This is a genomic window from Colwellia sp. MB02u-6 (assembly GCF_014077095.1).
In the GTDB taxonomy this organism is placed as follows: Bacteria; Pseudomonadota; Gammaproteobacteria; order Enterobacterales; family Alteromonadaceae; genus Cognaticolwellia.
The window spans coordinates 334,943-352,453 of record NZ_JACGVG010000036.1 but is presented as its reverse complement, the minus strand read 5'-3'; the positions used below and the strand labels follow the sequence as shown (position 1 = coordinate 352,453).

General features: G+C 39.6%; 13 protein-coding genes and 1 tRNA gene. 3 read left to right on the top strand and 11 right to left on the bottom strand.

From position 1 onward, the window contains the following. Nucleotides 1-602 precede the first annotated feature (602 nt). A complete protein-coding gene (locus H4J46_RS13490) occupies nt 603-4,055 on the top strand; it encodes a DUF6701 domain-containing protein (protein ID WP_182233964.1) in 3,453 nt (1,150 codons plus the stop codon). A gap of 293 nt (nt 4,056-4,348) precedes the next feature. On the opposite strand, the gene tnpA is transcribed toward H4J46_RS13490, so the two are convergent. After that, nucleotides 4,349-4,465 (bottom strand): IS66 family insertion sequence element accessory protein TnpA, encoded by a 117-nt coding sequence (gene tnpA, locus H4J46_RS17715; protein WP_404851796.1) that lies wholly within the window; start codon nt 4,463-4,465, stop codon nt 4,349-4,351. 465 nt (nt 4,466-4,930) lie between these two features. Between tnpA and H4J46_RS13480 the strand changes: the two genes are divergently transcribed. Next, on the top strand, nt 4,931-8,935 hold the full coding sequence (locus H4J46_RS13480) for a rhombosortase-dependent M36 family metallopeptidase (protein WP_182233963.1): 4,005 nt from the start codon (nt 4,931-4,933) through the stop codon (nt 8,933-8,935). An 886-nt stretch (nt 8,936-9,821) separates the two neighbouring features. On the opposite strand, the gene H4J46_RS13475 is transcribed toward H4J46_RS13480, so the two are convergent. Then, a tRNA-His gene (locus H4J46_RS13475) sits at nt 9,822-9,897 on the bottom strand. A 293-nt stretch (nt 9,898-10,190) separates the two neighbouring features. Here H4J46_RS13475 and H4J46_RS13470 point away from each other — a divergent pair. Continuing rightward, nucleotides 10,191-10,739: a DUF1285 domain-containing protein gene (locus H4J46_RS13470; RefSeq protein ID WP_182233962.1), complete on the top strand. Its 549-nt coding sequence runs from the start codon at nt 10,191-10,193 to the stop codon at nt 10,737-10,739. A 1-nt stretch (nt 10,740) separates the two neighbouring features. Here H4J46_RS13470 and H4J46_RS17710 read toward each other — a convergent pair whose 3' ends face one another. The 9 genes from H4J46_RS17710 to H4J46_RS13430 form a co-directional block, all read right to left on the bottom strand. Continuing rightward, on the bottom strand, nt 10,741-10,983 hold the full coding sequence (locus H4J46_RS17710; RefSeq protein WP_404851795.1) for a hypothetical protein: 243 nt from the start codon (nt 10,981-10,983) through the stop codon (nt 10,741-10,743). Next, entirely contained in the window at nt 10,976-11,398 is a 423-nt protein-coding gene (locus tag H4J46_RS17340; RefSeq protein ID WP_259365843.1) for a hypothetical protein, read from the bottom strand. The genes H4J46_RS17710 and H4J46_RS17340 overlap by 8 nt, the downstream gene beginning before the upstream one ends. 84 nt (nt 11,399-11,482) lie before the next feature. Further along, complete coding sequence (locus H4J46_RS13460; RefSeq protein WP_182233961.1) at nt 11,483-11,650, bottom strand: hypothetical protein; 168 nt, start codon at nt 11,648-11,650, stop codon at nt 11,483-11,485. Nucleotides 11,651-11,873: 223 nt separating this feature from the next. After that, a complete protein-coding gene (locus tag H4J46_RS13455) occupies nt 11,874-12,374 on the bottom strand; it encodes a DUF2489 domain-containing protein (protein WP_182233960.1) in 501 nt (166 codons plus the stop codon). A 12-nt stretch (nt 12,375-12,386) separates the two neighbouring features. Beyond that, the gene (gene yihI / locus H4J46_RS13450; RefSeq protein ID WP_182233959.1) at nt 12,387-12,962 is read right to left on the bottom strand and encodes a Der GTPase-activating protein YihI; all 576 of its coding nucleotides are present in this window, start codon (nt 12,960-12,962) and stop codon (nt 12,387-12,389) included. 661 nt (nt 12,963-13,623) lie between these two features. Next, on the bottom strand, nt 13,624-14,157 hold the full coding sequence (locus tag H4J46_RS13445) for a VOC family protein (RefSeq protein WP_182233958.1): 534 nt from the start codon (nt 14,155-14,157) through the stop codon (nt 13,624-13,626). Between the two features lie 149 nt (nt 14,158-14,306). After that, nucleotides 14,307-16,100, bottom strand: coding sequence for a M61 family metallopeptidase (locus tag H4J46_RS13440; protein ID WP_182233957.1), 1,794 nt, complete (start codon nt 16,098-16,100; stop codon nt 14,307-14,309). Nucleotides 16,101-16,205: 105 nt separating this feature from the next. Then, a complete protein-coding gene (purU, locus tag H4J46_RS13435) occupies nt 16,206-17,066 on the bottom strand; it encodes a formyltetrahydrofolate deformylase (RefSeq protein WP_182233956.1) in 861 nt (286 codons plus the stop codon). An 89-nt stretch (nt 17,067-17,155) separates the two neighbouring features. After that, nucleotides 17,156-17,398 carry a VF530 family DNA-binding protein gene (locus H4J46_RS13430; RefSeq protein ID WP_182233955.1) on the bottom strand — a complete coding sequence of 81 codons (243 nt, stop codon included), beginning with the start codon at nt 17,396-17,398 and terminating at the stop codon, nt 17,156-17,158. Between the last annotated feature and the right edge of the window lie 113 nt (nt 17,399-17,511).

The following is a 17,511-nucleotide window of genomic DNA, read 5'->3' as shown; positions in this document are numbered from 1 at the left end:
TATTAACAAAAATTTAATGTCAACGTTATAAAACTGAACGCCATGAGTTATAGAAAATTATTATGCAGCTTTAAATAGAAAAATGATGCTTGTAATGCGACTCAGCAAAGTTAGTTAAACAACTTGAAGCTGAACAAAAGGTCATACATATAAGAAATTAATTAATCAACAGCCTTATATTAATAAGTCTTAATTTGATCTGTCAGGTTATTTTTTTAGGGTGACATAAAATATGAAAGTTACATTTTCGCCAGTTGCGTACATTCGACTAGCGATAGTCGCTTGTTATTTTTTTCCTTCTTATTAGATAAAATTTAGAGAAATACCTAAAGAAGTCTCCAAGTTTATTTGACCATTTCAGCGTATTGGTGACTGAAATATGTGGGTCTATTTGATCATACTTTTTGCAAAAGATAAAAGTTCATGATCTTGCCCTAACATTTGAATTTTAAGAGTATATTTGGAATTGTAATGATAATATAATCAACGATTAAAATCCTTTGTAATACCGATACTAAATATTGTAGTTTTACCTATTTTTAAGCAGGAAATATTACTAAACATTGAAAACAATTAATCCACTTTTACAACCGGTATTAACAATGCAAAAAAGTAAAACCATACACCGCTATGACATTATTTCAAATGCCACTGTTACCTGTTGTGGGCTGTTACGTTTTGTTGCGCTGCTGTCGATATTACTGACTGGAGTGCCAGCGCAAGCGGCGACAGAGTACGAATTCCCCCTAGCGGGTCAATTGCCAGCTGGTAAATTGCCTGCCGGCTGTAGTCGTGATGATCTACCAAGCACAACTTCCTATACTTGCGGTGCGCTCACGCTTGCCGATGGAGACACCATCACAGTAGGATTGCTAACAACACCTGTCACCGTTACTTTCACTGGTGCATTCACAACGGTCGCGGGTAATTTGATTAATGCTCAAGGCACCACCTCGGACTTAAATATTGTCACTAATGGGGTGCTGACACTAGGTGCCGATACTATTTTAAATGCAAATGTGACTGGCACTGCCGCCATTAATTTGGGCGCGAGAAGTTCTATTGGCGGCAATATCACAGCCAGCACTACTACTGGCGTTGTTACCCTAGGTGCAACCAGCACTGTGGGTGGTTTTATTCACACAGATCTCGGTGCAGTTAATGTCGCCGATTCGAGTGTTGTCGGTGGCGATATTACCACCGAAGCAGGTGTTGTCACTCTTTCGCCCAGTGTTTCAGTGGGTGGTGGTATTGACACTATTGCAGGTGGCGTCACTGTTGGTGGAAGTTCTATTATCAGTGGCGATATTACCACCGAAGCAGGTGTTGTCACTCTTTCGCCCGGTGTTTCAGTGGGTGGTGGTATTGAAACTATTGCAGGTGGTGTCACTGTTGGTGGAAGTTCTATTATCGGTGGCGATATTACCACCGAAGCAGGTGTTGTCACTCTTTTGACAAATGTTTCAGTTGGCGGTGGTATTGAAACTATCGCAGGTGGCATCACTGTTGGGGATGGAAGTTCGATTGTTGGTGGCAGTATTACCACCGAAGCAGGTGTTGTCACTCTTTTGACAAATGTTTCGGTTGGCGGTGATATTGAAACTATCGCAGGTGGCATCACTGTTGGGGATCGAAGTTCGATTTGTGGCAGCGTCATCACCACCGGCGCCGGTGTTGTCACAATAACAACCAATGTACAAATAGGCGGTGATATCAGAAGCGTTCCAGGGGCCATTACTGTCGGTAGTCAAAGCACGGTTGCAGGCAATATAATCGTTACAGGCGCAGGTGTTGTGACGTCAACGAATAATCTTATTGGAGGTAATATATCCACCATAGCAGGCGCTATCACTTTAACAGACTCACGAGTGGGTGGCAGTGTGGCTGCATCGGGTGCAGGGGTAGTCACCATAACCAACAGTGTAACTAACGACACCACACTGGTCGTGCCGGTGTCAGCCAGTTGCTCGGTAGCAGCACCTGCGTTCAATCACTTTCAAATTGAGCATGATGGCCAAGGTTTGACTTGCGCTTCCGAGAACTTTACGGTCAAGGTTTGTGCGGATACAACGTGCTCTACTTTATACGCTGATGCTATTGACGTGAAGTTATCCATTAATGGGATACTTGATCAAACGGTAACTGTTGTTGGAGGCAGTACTGTTGCTAACTTTTCTTATATTAATAAAGGCACAGCAACGTTAAGTATAGATCAAACGTATGAATGTAAAAATGGCGACTCAACCAGTTGTGAACTGATATTTACCGATGCAGGCTTCAGGTTTTTATATGGCGCTGCTGAAACAACGTCTATCGGCAATCAAACAAGTGGCAATAACTTTGCAGATATAATAAAACTGCAAGCAGTAGAGAACGTGAACGGGGTTTGTACCGGCTTGTTCAGGGGTAATATCGATATTGAATTGTCACAACAAAATATTGCACCTAGCGTAACAACGGGCTTAAATTTTAAAGTCAATGGCACTTCAGGTACAAGTATTGATAAATATCCCACTTATACTCCAATCATAACACTTGATTTTGGTGCTAAGAGTAAAGCAACCATCCCAATGCCAGTGTATTTAGACGCTGGAAAAATTCGTTTGTATGCTAAATACAATGTGGGTAGTGTTAGCCTAGTTGGCGAGAGTAATGATTTTTGGGTGAGCCCTGAAAAATTAGTTGTTACTGCAACAGCTAGTGGCAGCGCTATCATTGGCAATTCGAGTAGCTCAGCTATAAAACATAAAGCGGGACAACTATTTGATTTTACCGTAACAGCCTATAACGCTCTTGGCACTTCACCAGCCAACATTACGGCTAATTATATTCCTAATGATATTCAATTATTGTTAGCGAGAACAGGTCCAACGGCAGGTGGCGTTAATGGTACGTTTAACTATGGTAATGGCATAATATCAAGTAGTCTTACGCCGAATTATCAAAGCGTTACGTTAAGTTCTTTCAATTTAGGAGTGTCTTCTACTCACAGTGCCTCTTATGCTGAAGTGGGCTTATTAACGCTCGACCTGCAAGATTTCGACTATGGCTTCTCAGGTAATATCATTACCACCGACAGTCTTAATATAGGACGTTTTACCCCTGATTATTTTGAACAAACGGTGGTAGAACAAGGAGCCCTTTTTGCCGTTTGTAATCAAAATACGACTTTTGCCTATACGGGACAAGTTATGGTGAGTGATAGTGCAAAAGGGGCAATATCTTATCTTGCTAATCCTGTTGTTGAACTAACGGCAAAAAATGTTCAAGGTGTCACAGTACAAAATTATACAGAACCGGGTTATAACAAATTTACTCCTGCGGCTAATTTTATTATACGACCTACAACAGACACTACTATTTTAGGTAAAGACACTAATTTTCTGCCTTTAACCGCCAACCTATTCGCTGGCACCTTTAGCTTTGGTTTACCACTAGAAGCAGGGATATTGCATTATGAGCTAAACGGTGGAGATAACTTTTTTTATCCACGTAATGAAAATTCAGAGGTTATTGCACAAGACAATGATATTGATTTTTTAATTGATCAAGATAACTTTGTTGATGGTGATGGTATTGGCATTACTAATCCCGAAGATATTACCAGTACAACTAGTGTTAACCTTCGCTTTGGTCGTGCTTTAATCGAAAATAGCTTTGGCCCCGAAACTGCCAATTTTCCTCAAAAATTATCGACAGAGTATTTAAATGCCAGTGGACGTTATGTGGTCAATGAACAAGACAGCTGTACACTTTATAATGCGAGCAATATCATACTTAATTCAGGTACATTAGATAAAAATTTAGCCAGTGTGAATACCGCCACAGGACAACTTGAGAAAGGTGAAACCCGAGCCATAACTTTAACGGCTCCAGGCGCAGGTCATCAGGGCACAATAAATATTGAGTATGATATTTATTCATGGCTTAAGTATGACTGGAACTGGAATGGCGTTGATACCAAATCATTTGATGCAAACCCTACTGCTACGGCCACATTTGGTTTGTTTCGTGGTAATGACAGAATTACTTATCAAGGAGAAGTCTTTGATTAGCTTGTTAGCGCAGTCTGATGTGAGTTTCCTTTTTTACGTTATTGATAATACTCAAGCCATTAATAGACTTTCTCATATCGGTAAAGCCAGTGACTAGATACATTCGTTGGGGAAGATGCATCAAAGTAGCTTCAACAATTGCGCTAACATAGTATCAAAATCTACTTGGTAACCCTTTGGCATGGTAGTTTTATCATGGATGATTATACAAAAGATGGCTAATTAATAACGAAAGGAATGATTTGTTGAGTTTGCGTTTGCGTAGTTTGGCTAGCGAGTCGTTTTCGCCAACCTTAGAAGGTTGAACCGCTTATTTTGTTTTCTCGACAAAAACCAATAATACTTAAGCCGCTACTTTTTTGCTGCTCGAAGACGTTTTGCCAGTGCTTATTTTTGTGTTGAATATCCATAATTACCTCATGTTAGTTTACTGAGATAATTATGATTAAGCTCGGTTAAGATTGGTATGTGGGGCTAATTACGCGCTTACTTACACTCTAACTGTATTGGTCAACTAATTTTGGGCACAGACTTATATTTAAACTATTATCTTTTATCTGACTCCTTTGGTGTTAGTTCCCCGTTATAGCTGAGGGGGACTAGCCGGGCTGTAATATTCAACAATGCATTTAACAACAGCACTTTTAGCCTCAATAAATGAACGACAGCCTCTGGTGAATATGACATTCCTAACCCACTAGTTTCTGTGCAAATAAATTCATCACAGCAACGTAAGCCCGACAAATTCTTCCCACTAAACGTTAATCGCCGTATTAAACTTAGTGCATTGATCTATTGCTTTTTGAGTTAGGTTTGAGTATAAAAACTATAGCTAGTTAAAATTTATAAAAAATAAAAAATAAAAAAGGAAAATTATGAATTATTTTAAACCTACACTTATATCTGCTTCTATTGGGCTTATTTTAGCAGCCACTGCTGCAGATGCCACAGAAGTTAAATTAATGTCAAATATGCTGAATCAAAATAACACATCTAGTGTTGCAGCCTTTAGCAGTTTTGATTTTGGTAAACAACAGGCACTAGCCAAAGCACCTAGCCAATCTGGAATGCGCAGTCATTTCGATAAAAACTTAGGTAAAGCGACTTTCTTATGGGCAAATAAAAACACACCTACGCCTAATCTGACAGGTATAGCTAAAGAGCAGCATGTGGCCTTTAGTGCCGCACATTATATGACGGCATTAACCGGCGTAAGTAATGTAAAAGGGGCTTTTGAAACAGCTGAAATGGTCAATTTGCATGATATCAAGAAAGGCGCAATAGTTGCAAAATATAGACAAAAAATAAACGGTATTGAAGTATTCAACCGTGAAGTGAACGTGATGCTAGACAGAGAGCTTAACTTAGTTGCATCATCAGGCTACTTCTCAAAAAACAAAGCCAACAGCCATGACCTGAGTCTGTTTGCTAACTTAGGAAATGCTGAGCAAGCCATAAAAACGGCTATCAACACTCTGACTAAAAACAGTACAGATGTCGCACTAACCGAAGTGGAAGCCGCTGGCAAATATCAAGTGTTTGACATTTCAAACCTGAGAGGTAACAAAATAATAGTCGGACAGCCGAGAGCGAAGAAGGTTATATTTGACGCCAACGATGGATTAAGAAGTGCATATTATGTTGAGATAGACCTTGCTAACAAAAATAGTACAGACAGTGAGTTATTCAGTTATGTCATAGACTCTAAGACTAACAAGGTATTGTTTAAACACACTCTTAGCGCAAACGATAACGAGTTCACTTACCGGGTATTCGCTAACCAAGACGGCTACCCAATGGAAGGCCCGCACGGTGATGTTATCCCTAAACTGACTGTTGGCCCAGATACCACGACTATCGTCGATATGCCATTGGTAACGATTTCTCAGTTTAGTAAAATCAGTACTCAAGATCCTTGGCTAACTGAAGATGCCGTAATCACTTCAGGTAATAACGTTTTTGCCTATGCCGATGTCATTCCCCCCCAAGGTTTTACCAATGGTGATTTTACCGCAGAGGTGACGGCTAGTCAGACGTTTGACTATGAATTTCGTTCAGGCGAAAGAGATAATAGTTTTGCCAACAGAAAATCAGCGATAGTTAACCTGTTTTACATGACCAACTTCATGCATGATTTCTTTTATGATTATGGTTTTGATGAAGCGGCGGGCAACGCCCAGTTATCAAACTCTGGTCGTGGGGGGGTAGAAGGCGATCCTCTAGAAGTCCAAGCACAGGATTATTCGGGATTGAATAATGCTAACATGAGTACCCCTGCAGACGGTGGTAGCCCTAGGATGCAGCAGTTTTTGTGGAACAGTAAAGACGCAACCCTTGGGGTGGATTTTGGAGGGACAGTGACCTCTGATGCAAGCATCGGACTTTTAGAGTCAACTCAACTCGCCGCTTTTGGTGCCCAACAGTATAGTGATATAATAGGCAATGTTATACGTTTGGCAGATGATACTGCGCCAATCAATGATGGTTGTGAATCTACTATAAACGGTCCTGACTTAGCTGGAAAAATAGCCATAATTGACCGTGGTGCCTGTAACTTTACCGGTAAAGTATTTAACGCACAAAATGCCGGAGCTGTAGCCGCGATCATTGTTAATAACAATGATGATGGAACTCCCGCTCCTATGGGCGGCGCAGATGCTGCTGTCACTATCCCCAGCATCGGTCTTAACTTTGCCGAAGGTAATGCCATATATGACCTAATTGATAATGGTACGGCTGTCACAGTGGAGATGTTCAGTAACTTTCCATTAAAAGACTCAAGCTTTGATAATGGCATCGTAGCCCACGAATGGGGCCATTACATTTCGAACCGTCTTATAGGTAACGCTAATGGACTCAACAATTTCCAGGGACGTAACATGGGAGAAGGTTGGGGAGACTTCCACTCTCTAATGTTCTTAGCCTTAGAGTCCGATTTAGCGATCCCTGACAACCAAGAATTTGGCCTATCATACCCAACCGGTACCTATGTAGAAAACTTCGACACCGGTATTCGTAGAGCACCTTATTCTACCGACATGGCAGTTAATCCATTAACCTTCCAATATATTGAAAGTGGTTCAACGCCTCCTGGCTTAGCTGCAACCAATGGTGGTTCACCACATGCAGCAGGGGAAATTTGGGCCGCCAGTTTGTGGGAAGTGTATGTGTCTTTAATCAATACGCATGGTTTTACCATTGCCCAAGATAAAATGGCTAATTACCTGGTTGCTGGATATAAAATGACGCCAATCTCACCGACCTTTACTGAAGCCAGAGACGCCATACTAGCCAATATATTAGCCACCGACTCTGATGATTTCACCCTAGCCCTGGCGGCTTTTGCCAAACGTGGATTAGGTTTAGGAGCCGTCTCACCGGATAGATTCAGCAGAGATAATGTAGGTGTGATTGAGTCATTTGAAACTCAACTCGCTACTTATAATGCTAGTAGCTTTAGTTTGAACCCCACATTTAGCGGCAATACTTTAGGTTACTGCTCAGATGACGGTGTATTAGATCAAGGCGAAACAGGTACAGTAAGTGTCACCATTAATAATGCCGGTAGCGAACTTCTTGCAGGCGTAACCGCTAAAATTGAAGTGGTTAGCGATCATGATGTAACCCTAGAAAATGATGGTATGGTTACGTTTGCCGATGTTAGTCCATTTGAAAGTGCCATCAGTGTCCCTATTATGATCACTCTAAATAATGCCGAAACTGCAGATACGTTGGAATTAAAGGTTAGCTTTCTAGAAGCAGTGGAAGGTGATGATATTCAAGAAGCAACAGATTTATCTCTAACAGCTCTGGTTAATCTGGCCTTTGAAAAGCTGCCGCCAGTGAGTCAAAAAAGCACTGATGATATGGAGTCTATCGCTTTACTTGATAACTGGAAAGAAAACATCTTGCGTGGTGGTGAATTCGCCGCAGGTACCAGAAGCATAGATAACAGTGACAATATAGGTTTCTTTGCTTCGTTGAATCCTGGCGTTGACTTAGGCACACAAGCCATGTTTTTAAACAACAATGACTTTGAATCAGATGCCGCTTATGAGACCGATACTTTTGAGATAGGGTATGGCGGTAACTTCGAAATGAGTTTCTGGCATTTCTATTGGTTAGAAGAAACGTGGGATGGTGGCGTAATTGAGATCAGTCTTAACGGCGGTGAATGGGTAGATGTCACCTCGGTAGGGGGAACATTTGATGTCGGTTATACTGCAACACTACAACCCAATCCTGCTCAAGCATTAGGTAGTACCAGAGGCACATTTACTGGCATCAATGGTGATCTTGCTACTTCTGCCGGTAATATGGAAAAAGTTAACTTTGGGACCGCCCTTAATGGTAACACGGCAAGGCTTCGTTTCAGGATCGCTTCGGATGGTTCTGTAGCTGACTTTGGTTGGGTAATTGACCAAGTGACTATTAGCAATATTGCTTCGCCCGTTTTCTCTAAAGTGGTAGCAGGAAACATTGCTATTTGTGACAATGTACTTCCAATCGTCAGTGTCACCGGTACCAGCAGCATAACTGAATCAGCAACTAGCTCGCTTACTGCTGTCGCCTCTGACAGAAATGGCGATGCCTTGTCATACAACTGGCAACAAACGTCTGGTCCAGCTGCCACTCTTACTGATACCGACCAAAGTGTGATGTCATTTACGCCTCCATCAATTGACAGCAACGCAAGCTTAACATTCACAGTCACAGTGAATGATGGAACTGATTCAGTTTCTGTATCACAAACGGTTAATGTGATTAATGAAGCAATACCTACAGTGCCTGTTTCACGTAAAAGTAGTGGTGGTGGCGCTATGGGCTGGTTAGGCCTATTGTTATTGCCTTTGGCTTTCTTAAGAAGACGCCAAAAATAACAGACTCGATTGTTATAGTGTGGGTTTAGATAACTACGCCTAGCATACTCAAAAAGTAAGTTTTAAAAATCCGGTAATCGTAAGGTCATCGGATTTTTTTTATCTTATTTTTGAAGCAATATAATCGAAGAGGTTTATATTAAGGTGTTTTATACTTAAATTTATATACAGTAATTTTAAAGGCAACTTATTTGGTAAGTCAGTTAATTTAGAGACAGCTGTATCGAAACTTATTGGCGATGACAAAACTAATGGCGAGCGGATGTAAATCGGACAAATTTTCCAATTAAGTCTCAGTTATTGATCTTACAATGTGATTCGTTTTTAGCAAAGGGGAAAAGCGCTTGAAGCGGTTATTAGGATTAACTAGTGGTTAATTTCCGCTTATGATCATAATTATATTAACACTATCTTTTACAGAGTTAGTCAGCAACACAAAAAAATCAGTAAACACTATTTCTGTTTAACAATATTAACGAAATTACTAAAGTTCATTACTATTATCAACTATTGATAGTTTTAAGTTACTTTCCACACACACACGGTAGGCACAGGAAGGGATTATGGATTTGATGTTTTATCTAAAATCTTTGACATTGAAAAATAGAATTTAATATTGAATGAATTGTTACAAGCGGCAATATGACGTGGTCTAATGGATTCGACTACCTAGTTAAGAGATAATAATCTTAATTGGAGATCGAAAATGACAAAACGTAAAAAATATTCAAAAGAATTCATATCTGGATTATCAAAGTCCTAACGTTTTTGAATCAGTGGGTAGAGAATTAGAAATGGTTGCTTAACTAGGTTGACTGAATTTGGTTGGCCACGTCAATACTATTGTCCTGATAAATAACTTATAATTTTTTGAAGGGTATAAGAATGGGGTGGCTAAAGGGACTTGAACCCTCGACAACCGGAATCACAATCCGGGGCTCTACCAACTGAGCTATAGCCACCACTGATATTACTGAAAGCGCCTAGTGGTAAGGCGCGAGGATTGTATTGCATTTTATAGTGACATGACAAGCAAAATATTGCCTTTCGACTTACTTTTGTTGAATTTTATGGTGCGGGTAAACAATTATCAGTTAGTATAATCGCTATTGAGTGCATTAGCGAAAGATTACACTAGCGTCTAATGATTTTAGACGCGGTAAATAAGCGGATAACTACACTTACTTATGTGGCTATTTTAAGTTTCACTGTTAACTTGCTACTATTAGGTAAGTCAGTCATTAGGATAACTATTATGTCATTAGAAAAAATTTCTGCTCAAATTTCTGATTCACAACCGGGTAATGTGAAAAAAATGCCACCAGTTGAACTATGGGATCCTCCTTTTTGTGGTGATATTGATTTAGAAATAAAGTCAGATGGTAGTTGGTTTTACAACGGCACGGTATTTAAACGTTTGTCTTTGGTTAAGCTCTTTGCCTCAGTATTAAAAAAAGAAGATAAACGCTATTTTTTAGTCACGCCTGTCGAAAAGGTTGGCATCGTGGTTGCTGATGCGCCCTTTATTTTAACGCAATGGCAATGGTTAGATGAACAGAAAACCAGTATGCAAGTGACGACCAATTTAGACGACAGCTTTATCTTAAATGCTGAACATCCACTAGAAATTACCGAAGAGGGTGGTTTATATGTCACGGTCAGACAAAATTTGCAGGCGAAGGTGCATCGTAATGTTTATTATCAATGGGTAGATTTAGCCTGTGAAAATAACGCTGGTCACGGCGCAGAATTAGTATTTTTTAGCGCCAAACATCGATTTAGTTTAGGCCAACTAGAAAGCTAACTTAAATAACCCGTGAAAAACACTGTTGGTTTAGATTTTGCTTCATATAGGCATAAAAACTGATACAAATATAACGTATTAGCAATCTCGCTTTTTGCTCGACCCGAATTTCATTAATAGTAATAATTATTAATCCGTCATTAATAAAGCTTTGCAGCAAGGGCAAGTATTTAGCAAAATATTCATCAAAATTACTAGCAAACTTCTGGCTAATTTTATTTTTATCGATATAAAGGTTACACATCAACTCGCGAATCACTTCTCCACGAATAATATCGTCTTGAGATAAGCTGACACCTTTTACCTGAGCGTGTGCTTGAGTCTGTATGGCTTTGTAGTTGTTGTAACACTTTGGTGTTTTGACTAAAGCTGTGGCCAATAGCACTAATTGACGACAGCCCTAAACCGAGTAAGTCACAACTGCCTTTGGTGGTATAACCTTGAAATTTTCGCTGTAGATCACCAGACTTTTGGGCAATTGACAGTTTATTTCCAGGCTTAGCGAAGTTGTACATACCGGTGAAGTCGTAGCCAAAATTACATAGCTTTTCAATGGCTAATTTCATCAAAGACCATTTTTCATCTGCGTTAGGTAACCATTCATCTTTGAGTTTACGCTGGGCGGCAAAGCGAGAGGGAATATTGGCGTAACTAAACAATGAAATACGGTCGACATCCGTTTCATTGGCTTTGTTTAGCGTACGAGTAAGGGTCTCTAAAGTTTGATGTCAGTAGGCCGTAGATCAAATCAATATTAATGGCTTTGAAGCCAGTTTGCTTGGCATGGGCAATAAATCTTCATGGCTAAATCGATCATGAAATTCTAATGCGGTTGGGTATGAAGTATATCGAGGGCCATTGCTGTTATATTTTTTTAAGAGTGTGCTATCAAAAAATTGAGCTGCTTGCATCAGTATTCCAGCTTATCTATTTGACGCTATTATAGATAAGCTAGCCGCGCAAACATTGCTCAAGATCAATGCTGACGGTTTCATTGTCACTTAGAGTTATTTATCACGGGTTTGATTAATTGTTATCTTAGCTTAACGGTGCAATTTTAACGGTTAGTAGTAAGCTAACCGTTTTATTATTTGAAGCTAAGTTTGATAAAGCCTAAGTTTTATAAAAGCTAAATTAAACTGAGGACTCGCTTAGCACACTATTTCGTTCATTAGCGTATTGGTGCAGTAAATCGATATCTTGGCGAATATCTTCTGCCATTTCTGCCTCAAGTTTCATGCGTTCTAAGTCAAGTCTCATACGAGACTGTTTATCAAGTTTTTTACGTGCCCCTAAAATAGGCATATGTTTTATCGCTTCATAAAACTTGAATACGGCTGGAAATTGTACATTTAAGTCTTGGCTTAACTTTAATGAATCTAGCAATACACTTAAGCGCCAGCAACCCTCTCCTATGTCGCATTGTTCTTCTTTCATCGCGCGTACGATAATAATAACACTGGAGATAATTTTTTTATCGTGCTGCTGTAGGGCTTGTTGCTGCTCTACTTTTTTCTGCTCTTGCTCAAGCTTTTGTCGTTTTAATTGGCCTAGCAGCCTAGTGGCTACGACTGCTAATACACCAATAATAACGATGGCTAATAAAGCTAGGTATACCCAAGGGTTGGATAGCATTAAATACTCCTATTAAAATTTTGATAAATCACTTTTATCGAACTTGTCCCATAAGTCATCTTCAGAGTCTGACTTTTTATTGGGTGCTACAATTTCATCTTCATCTTCATCATCAAGACCTAATGCTTGACTAATTTTTTCATGTTGCTCCATTAACGTATTGAAATAACTAACATCTTCTGCTGTTAGTTCTAGGTCATCATCTTGCTTTTCAAGTATTTCAAGCAATCTAGGATCTTGTTCAATACGGCTTAATTGCTCGGCTAATGACTCACTGGCTTCAACGACACGAATTGCTGCAATGGGTGAGTTGTCTTGCACTTTTTTAGTTGGTTTAGTTTTGATCGGCGCAGTTACTTTTTTGCCTAAATCAATAGGTGTTTTGTTACCAATGCGGGGATCCTTGTTTTTGCCAGAGTTCTGGCCATTAACCATGACAGGGCTGGCCTCTTTTTGGCGGTTACCCGGCTCTTTACCGTTTGTTTTCTTTGCTCTGCGAGGTGTGGGTGCGACTAATTTTTTGTTGTCATCTTTAACGATGCCAAGAGAACCGGTACCCGGTTTGCGTGATTTTTTAGTACGAGACATAGTAATAACTTAAAATAATAAACAATTGCTTTCATTTTACGTCATTCTACGCTAAACAGCGATAGAAAGAAAAAAAGCGACGTTAATAACGTCGCTTTTGGGAAGAAATGCAGCATAAGCCAACATCTATAGTTCCGACTCTTAAGTGGCTGTCCTAGCCTTTTGTTACAATCCATGTGAACTTTATAATTTTTAATCTTATTTTTATTGTTATTATTATTTTGTACTAAATTTTATTTTTTTCGGTCATCCTGACACTTTTTGGGGCTATCCCTGATACCCTTTTGGGCTAAATATTTCAGTACTCATCCTGAGTTTTAGTAAACAATCCATATTTTAAATAATATACTGCGTTAATTAACGCTTATTGCTTTCCGTGCAAATGCTATCCATTTTGTTGAGTGCTATCTATGTAGCCAGCCATACTGTACGTGAGTTGAGTAAAGCTTCAAGCTATTTTTTCGCTTATTTATTGCACTAAAGTCTAACCCTTAGCAAGTCTTTGTTTTTAATTGTAATTATTTGTTAAGAAGTGTAATTTATTTTTTAACATGGAATTACATGGCTTAATGTTTATCAAAGTTGGCAAATGGCAATGTTTTTCTCCCCCCTATTGACGAAATCTTGCGTTAATAGAGGCTTGTAGCGCTGTTTTTATGCCTTAGTCGTCTAGGTGATGCAACCAAGCTGCATGGGTTGGCGCTTGTTTAGTTTGTGACCATTCTTCAACCATTAATGCCGCTACCCGTTTAAGTTCTGCATATTGTTCTATGGTACCGATATTAGCGGCTAATTCTAAGCGGTGGCCGTTAGGATCAAAGAAATAAATAGACTTAAATACACCATGATTAACTGGGCCTAAAACGTCTAAGCCGTGTGCTTGTAAATCGCTTTTTGCTGAAATTAACGCGTCAACATTTTCAACTTCTAATGCTATATGTTGTACCCATTCTGGGGTATTTTCATCTCGGCCCATATCAGGAGAATTGGGGATCTCAAAAAAGGCCAACACATTGCCCATACCGGCGTCTAAAAATATATGCATGTAGGGATCGGGTGCTTTTGTTGACGGTACCTCATTTTCGGCAATGGCGACAGTAAGTGCCATATTCAAATGTTTTTCATACCAATCAACGGTTTCTTTTGCGTCTTTACATCGATAAGCCACATGGTGCAAACGTTTTACATTAATCATAATATTATTACTTAAGTGAGTAGTTAAGCGAATGAGTTATTTTTTACCATAACTCGATAATGCGCCCTAATTTTCTGGCGAGTTTAGTCGCCAAATGTTGTCAGTAATTACGTACGCTTTAGTTTACAACAGGGGTTTACAAAGCTAATTCACCCCTTTGGTAAAATATGCTGCCAACGTTTTACTAAGTTGTCATCAACCACTTTAAAGGCGATACCCACTAATGGTGAGTCAGTAACTTTCAATGTTGAGCTCAGCAGTTGGTCATCACGAAAAAAATCACAGGTTAGCTCTCTGCCTGCTGGTAAATGATCAAATAGGGCTTGTATTGATTGCTCAGTCATTTTTATTTTATCTATCGCGATCAGCGTATCGTTAACCGCGAAACCCGCCTTGGCTGCTGGTGAATTTTCCAGTACTTGTGTAATGGTTAAGCCAAACGCTTGTACTTTATATTGTGCACCTAAATAACCGTGGTAATGCATTTCAGGTGTGGTTTCGAGACTGTTTAATTTTTTGAATTTTTGTTTTTGCAGTTCAACGCCATACGTTGCCAGTTCAGCGGTTAAGTCAATACGCTCATTGCTGTATAAATAGTGCTTAAAGCTTGATGAAATATCTTCACCACATAGCAGGTTAGCAATGTTGATAAAGTCAGCTTCACTGGTACCGATATTGGTGCGACCAAAGTGAGTCCATAACTCTCGCATTAAGGTGTCTAAACTATGCTGGTTGTTTGATTTTCGGCGAATAATTAAGTCTAACCATAAAGCAATTAAAGCACCTTTGGTGTAATAACTGACAATGTTATTAACCGCATCTGGACCTTGTTGATAAAACTTGGTCCAAGCATCAAAACTTGAAGCGGTGACGCTTTGTTTTAATTCACCACTACCGCGATAAACCCGCGTGGCTGTTTTTGCTAATATAGTTAAATAGTCTTCAAAGTTAATTAAGCCGCTACGATAAAGTGAAATGTCATCGTAGTAAGATGTTATCCCTTCAAAGGCCCATAACTGTTGGGTATAACTTTCTTTTTGTAAGTTGTAAGGGACAAATTCTTTCGGTTTTATGCGACAAACATTCCAAGCATGAAAATATTCATGTGAACATAAACTTAAGAAGCTTTTATAGTCCTCATTTAGCACTGTTGCTGCTTGTTGTGGGTTGGGTAAGTCGAAGCGACTGGCTTGTAAAATAGTAGAGTTTTTGTGTTCTAAGCCACCAAAACCATTCGCTTGTAAATGAGTGATAAACCAATACTCTTGAAAAGGTGCTTCACCAAATAAGCTAATGTGATGTTGGCATAACTTGCTAATATCAGCAGCCAAACGCTGAGTATCGCCGTAGTGCTTACTGGTAAATACTAAATGGTGCACTACCCCTTCTACCGTAAATTCAGTGCTGTCAAAGTCGCCAATAGCGACTGGGCAGTCGATTAAGTGTTGGTAATTATCCGCAATATATTCACCAAATTGGTATTTTGTAGTGGCTTGCGCTCGTGGTAAACCCGTCGCCACTTGCCATTGCCTATGTTCAGCTAACGTTGAGGGATGAATGATGAGCTCACATGCCTGCTCGCTCAGCTCTTGTACTTGCAAAAATGTTGAGCTGCCATTGAAAAATCCGCGCTGGCTATCTAGGTAAGCTGTGCGTACGGATAAGTCAAATGCGAAAACTTGATAGCGCACTTGCACCTGTTCATTGCTGGCCTGCAATGACCAAGTTTGTTTATCAACTTTACTTAAGCTAATGGCTTGTTCATTGCTGTCAAACGCGCAAATTTCGGTAATGTTTTTGGCAAAATCGCGGATCATGTAACTACCGGGTAACCAGGCGGGTAAAGATAAAGTGTAGCTTTGGCCTGGGGTACTTTTAAATGACAATAAGACCTCAAATAAATGACTATTTGGGTTAAGGGGGGAAATTTGATATTGGATCATATTGGCGCACAAATGTTAACAAGATATTTGTGCTCCAATGTAGCAGAGTTAACTGAATAAAACAGCTTGAAAGTAAGCCTTAGCGACTAGCTATTGCCCTGGCGATTAACTTAAAATAACGGTTTTATCTTTATTGATGCAGATACGTTGCTCAGCATGCATTTTTACGGCATTACATAAGGCGATGGCTTCTAAGTCGTGGCCCAGATGCACCATCTGCTCAATGGTAAAAGCATGGTTAATCGGTTTTACTTCTTGAACAATGATCGGCCCTTCGTCTAGGTCTGCGGTGACATAATGTGCCGTAGCGCCAATAATTTTAACGCCACGTTTATGCGCTTGATGATAAGGCTTTGCGCCTTTAAAACTGGGCAGAAAAGAGTGATGAATATTAATCGCTTGGCCACGTAAGCTACGACAAAGCTCGTCTGATAATATTTGCATATAACGGGCAAGCACCAATAAGTTACCATTATACTGCTGATAAATAGCTAATAATGCCTGCTCTTGCTGTGCTTTATTATCTTTATTGACCGGCAAGTAATGAAAGGGAACATTATGCCATTGGGCAAGTGCCTGACAATCTTGATGGTTTGAGGTAATAGCGACAATATTGACCGGTAAGACACCCGCTTTCCATTTGGTTAATAGTGACACTAAGCAGTGATCATCTTTAGAGACGGCAATAACGACATTAGGAAAATTCTCTTTTTCTCTAAGTTGATAATGCATATTTAACGGTTTGGCTAATAAATCAATAGCTTGACTGAATGCTGAAAAACTGACGGTCAGTTCTCTATCATCAAAAGCAATGCGTGAAAAAAATGTATCGGTATAGGGATCACTGTATTGGCTAGTTTCAGTAATAAAGGCCCCGTGTTCGAATAAACTCTGGCTGACTTTTGCCAGTACGCCTGAAGTATCAGGGCACTGCCAAGTAAGAATATAGTGATGGGTGTTTTTCATGTTTTAGACGTTATGGTGTTTATATCTCAGCAGTTTGGCATTTTATTATCATGTTGTTCAATACTTTTGTGCGATATGCTCATGCTATTTCAAGCCGAGTCGTCTTCGTTATCAAGTTTGGTTTTATGTTGAATATAAAGTGCTTCAACTTTTTCTCTGGCCCAAGGGGTTTTTCTGAGAAACTTCAAGCTTGAGTTAATGCTAGGATCATCAGTAAAGCAACGAATTTTTATTTCTTTACCGAGATAATCAAAACCAAAATGATCAACTAATTGAGTAACGATAATTTTTAACGTGACTCCGTGCAATGGGTTGTAGGGTTGGTGATCCATATTGTTGGCCTTAACAGTTTAAACACTATTCTATCATGACGTAGACTAATGCCTACTGGATTAATGACACTATTGGTGACGAAAGTAAAAAATAAAAAACGACGCTAAGGCGT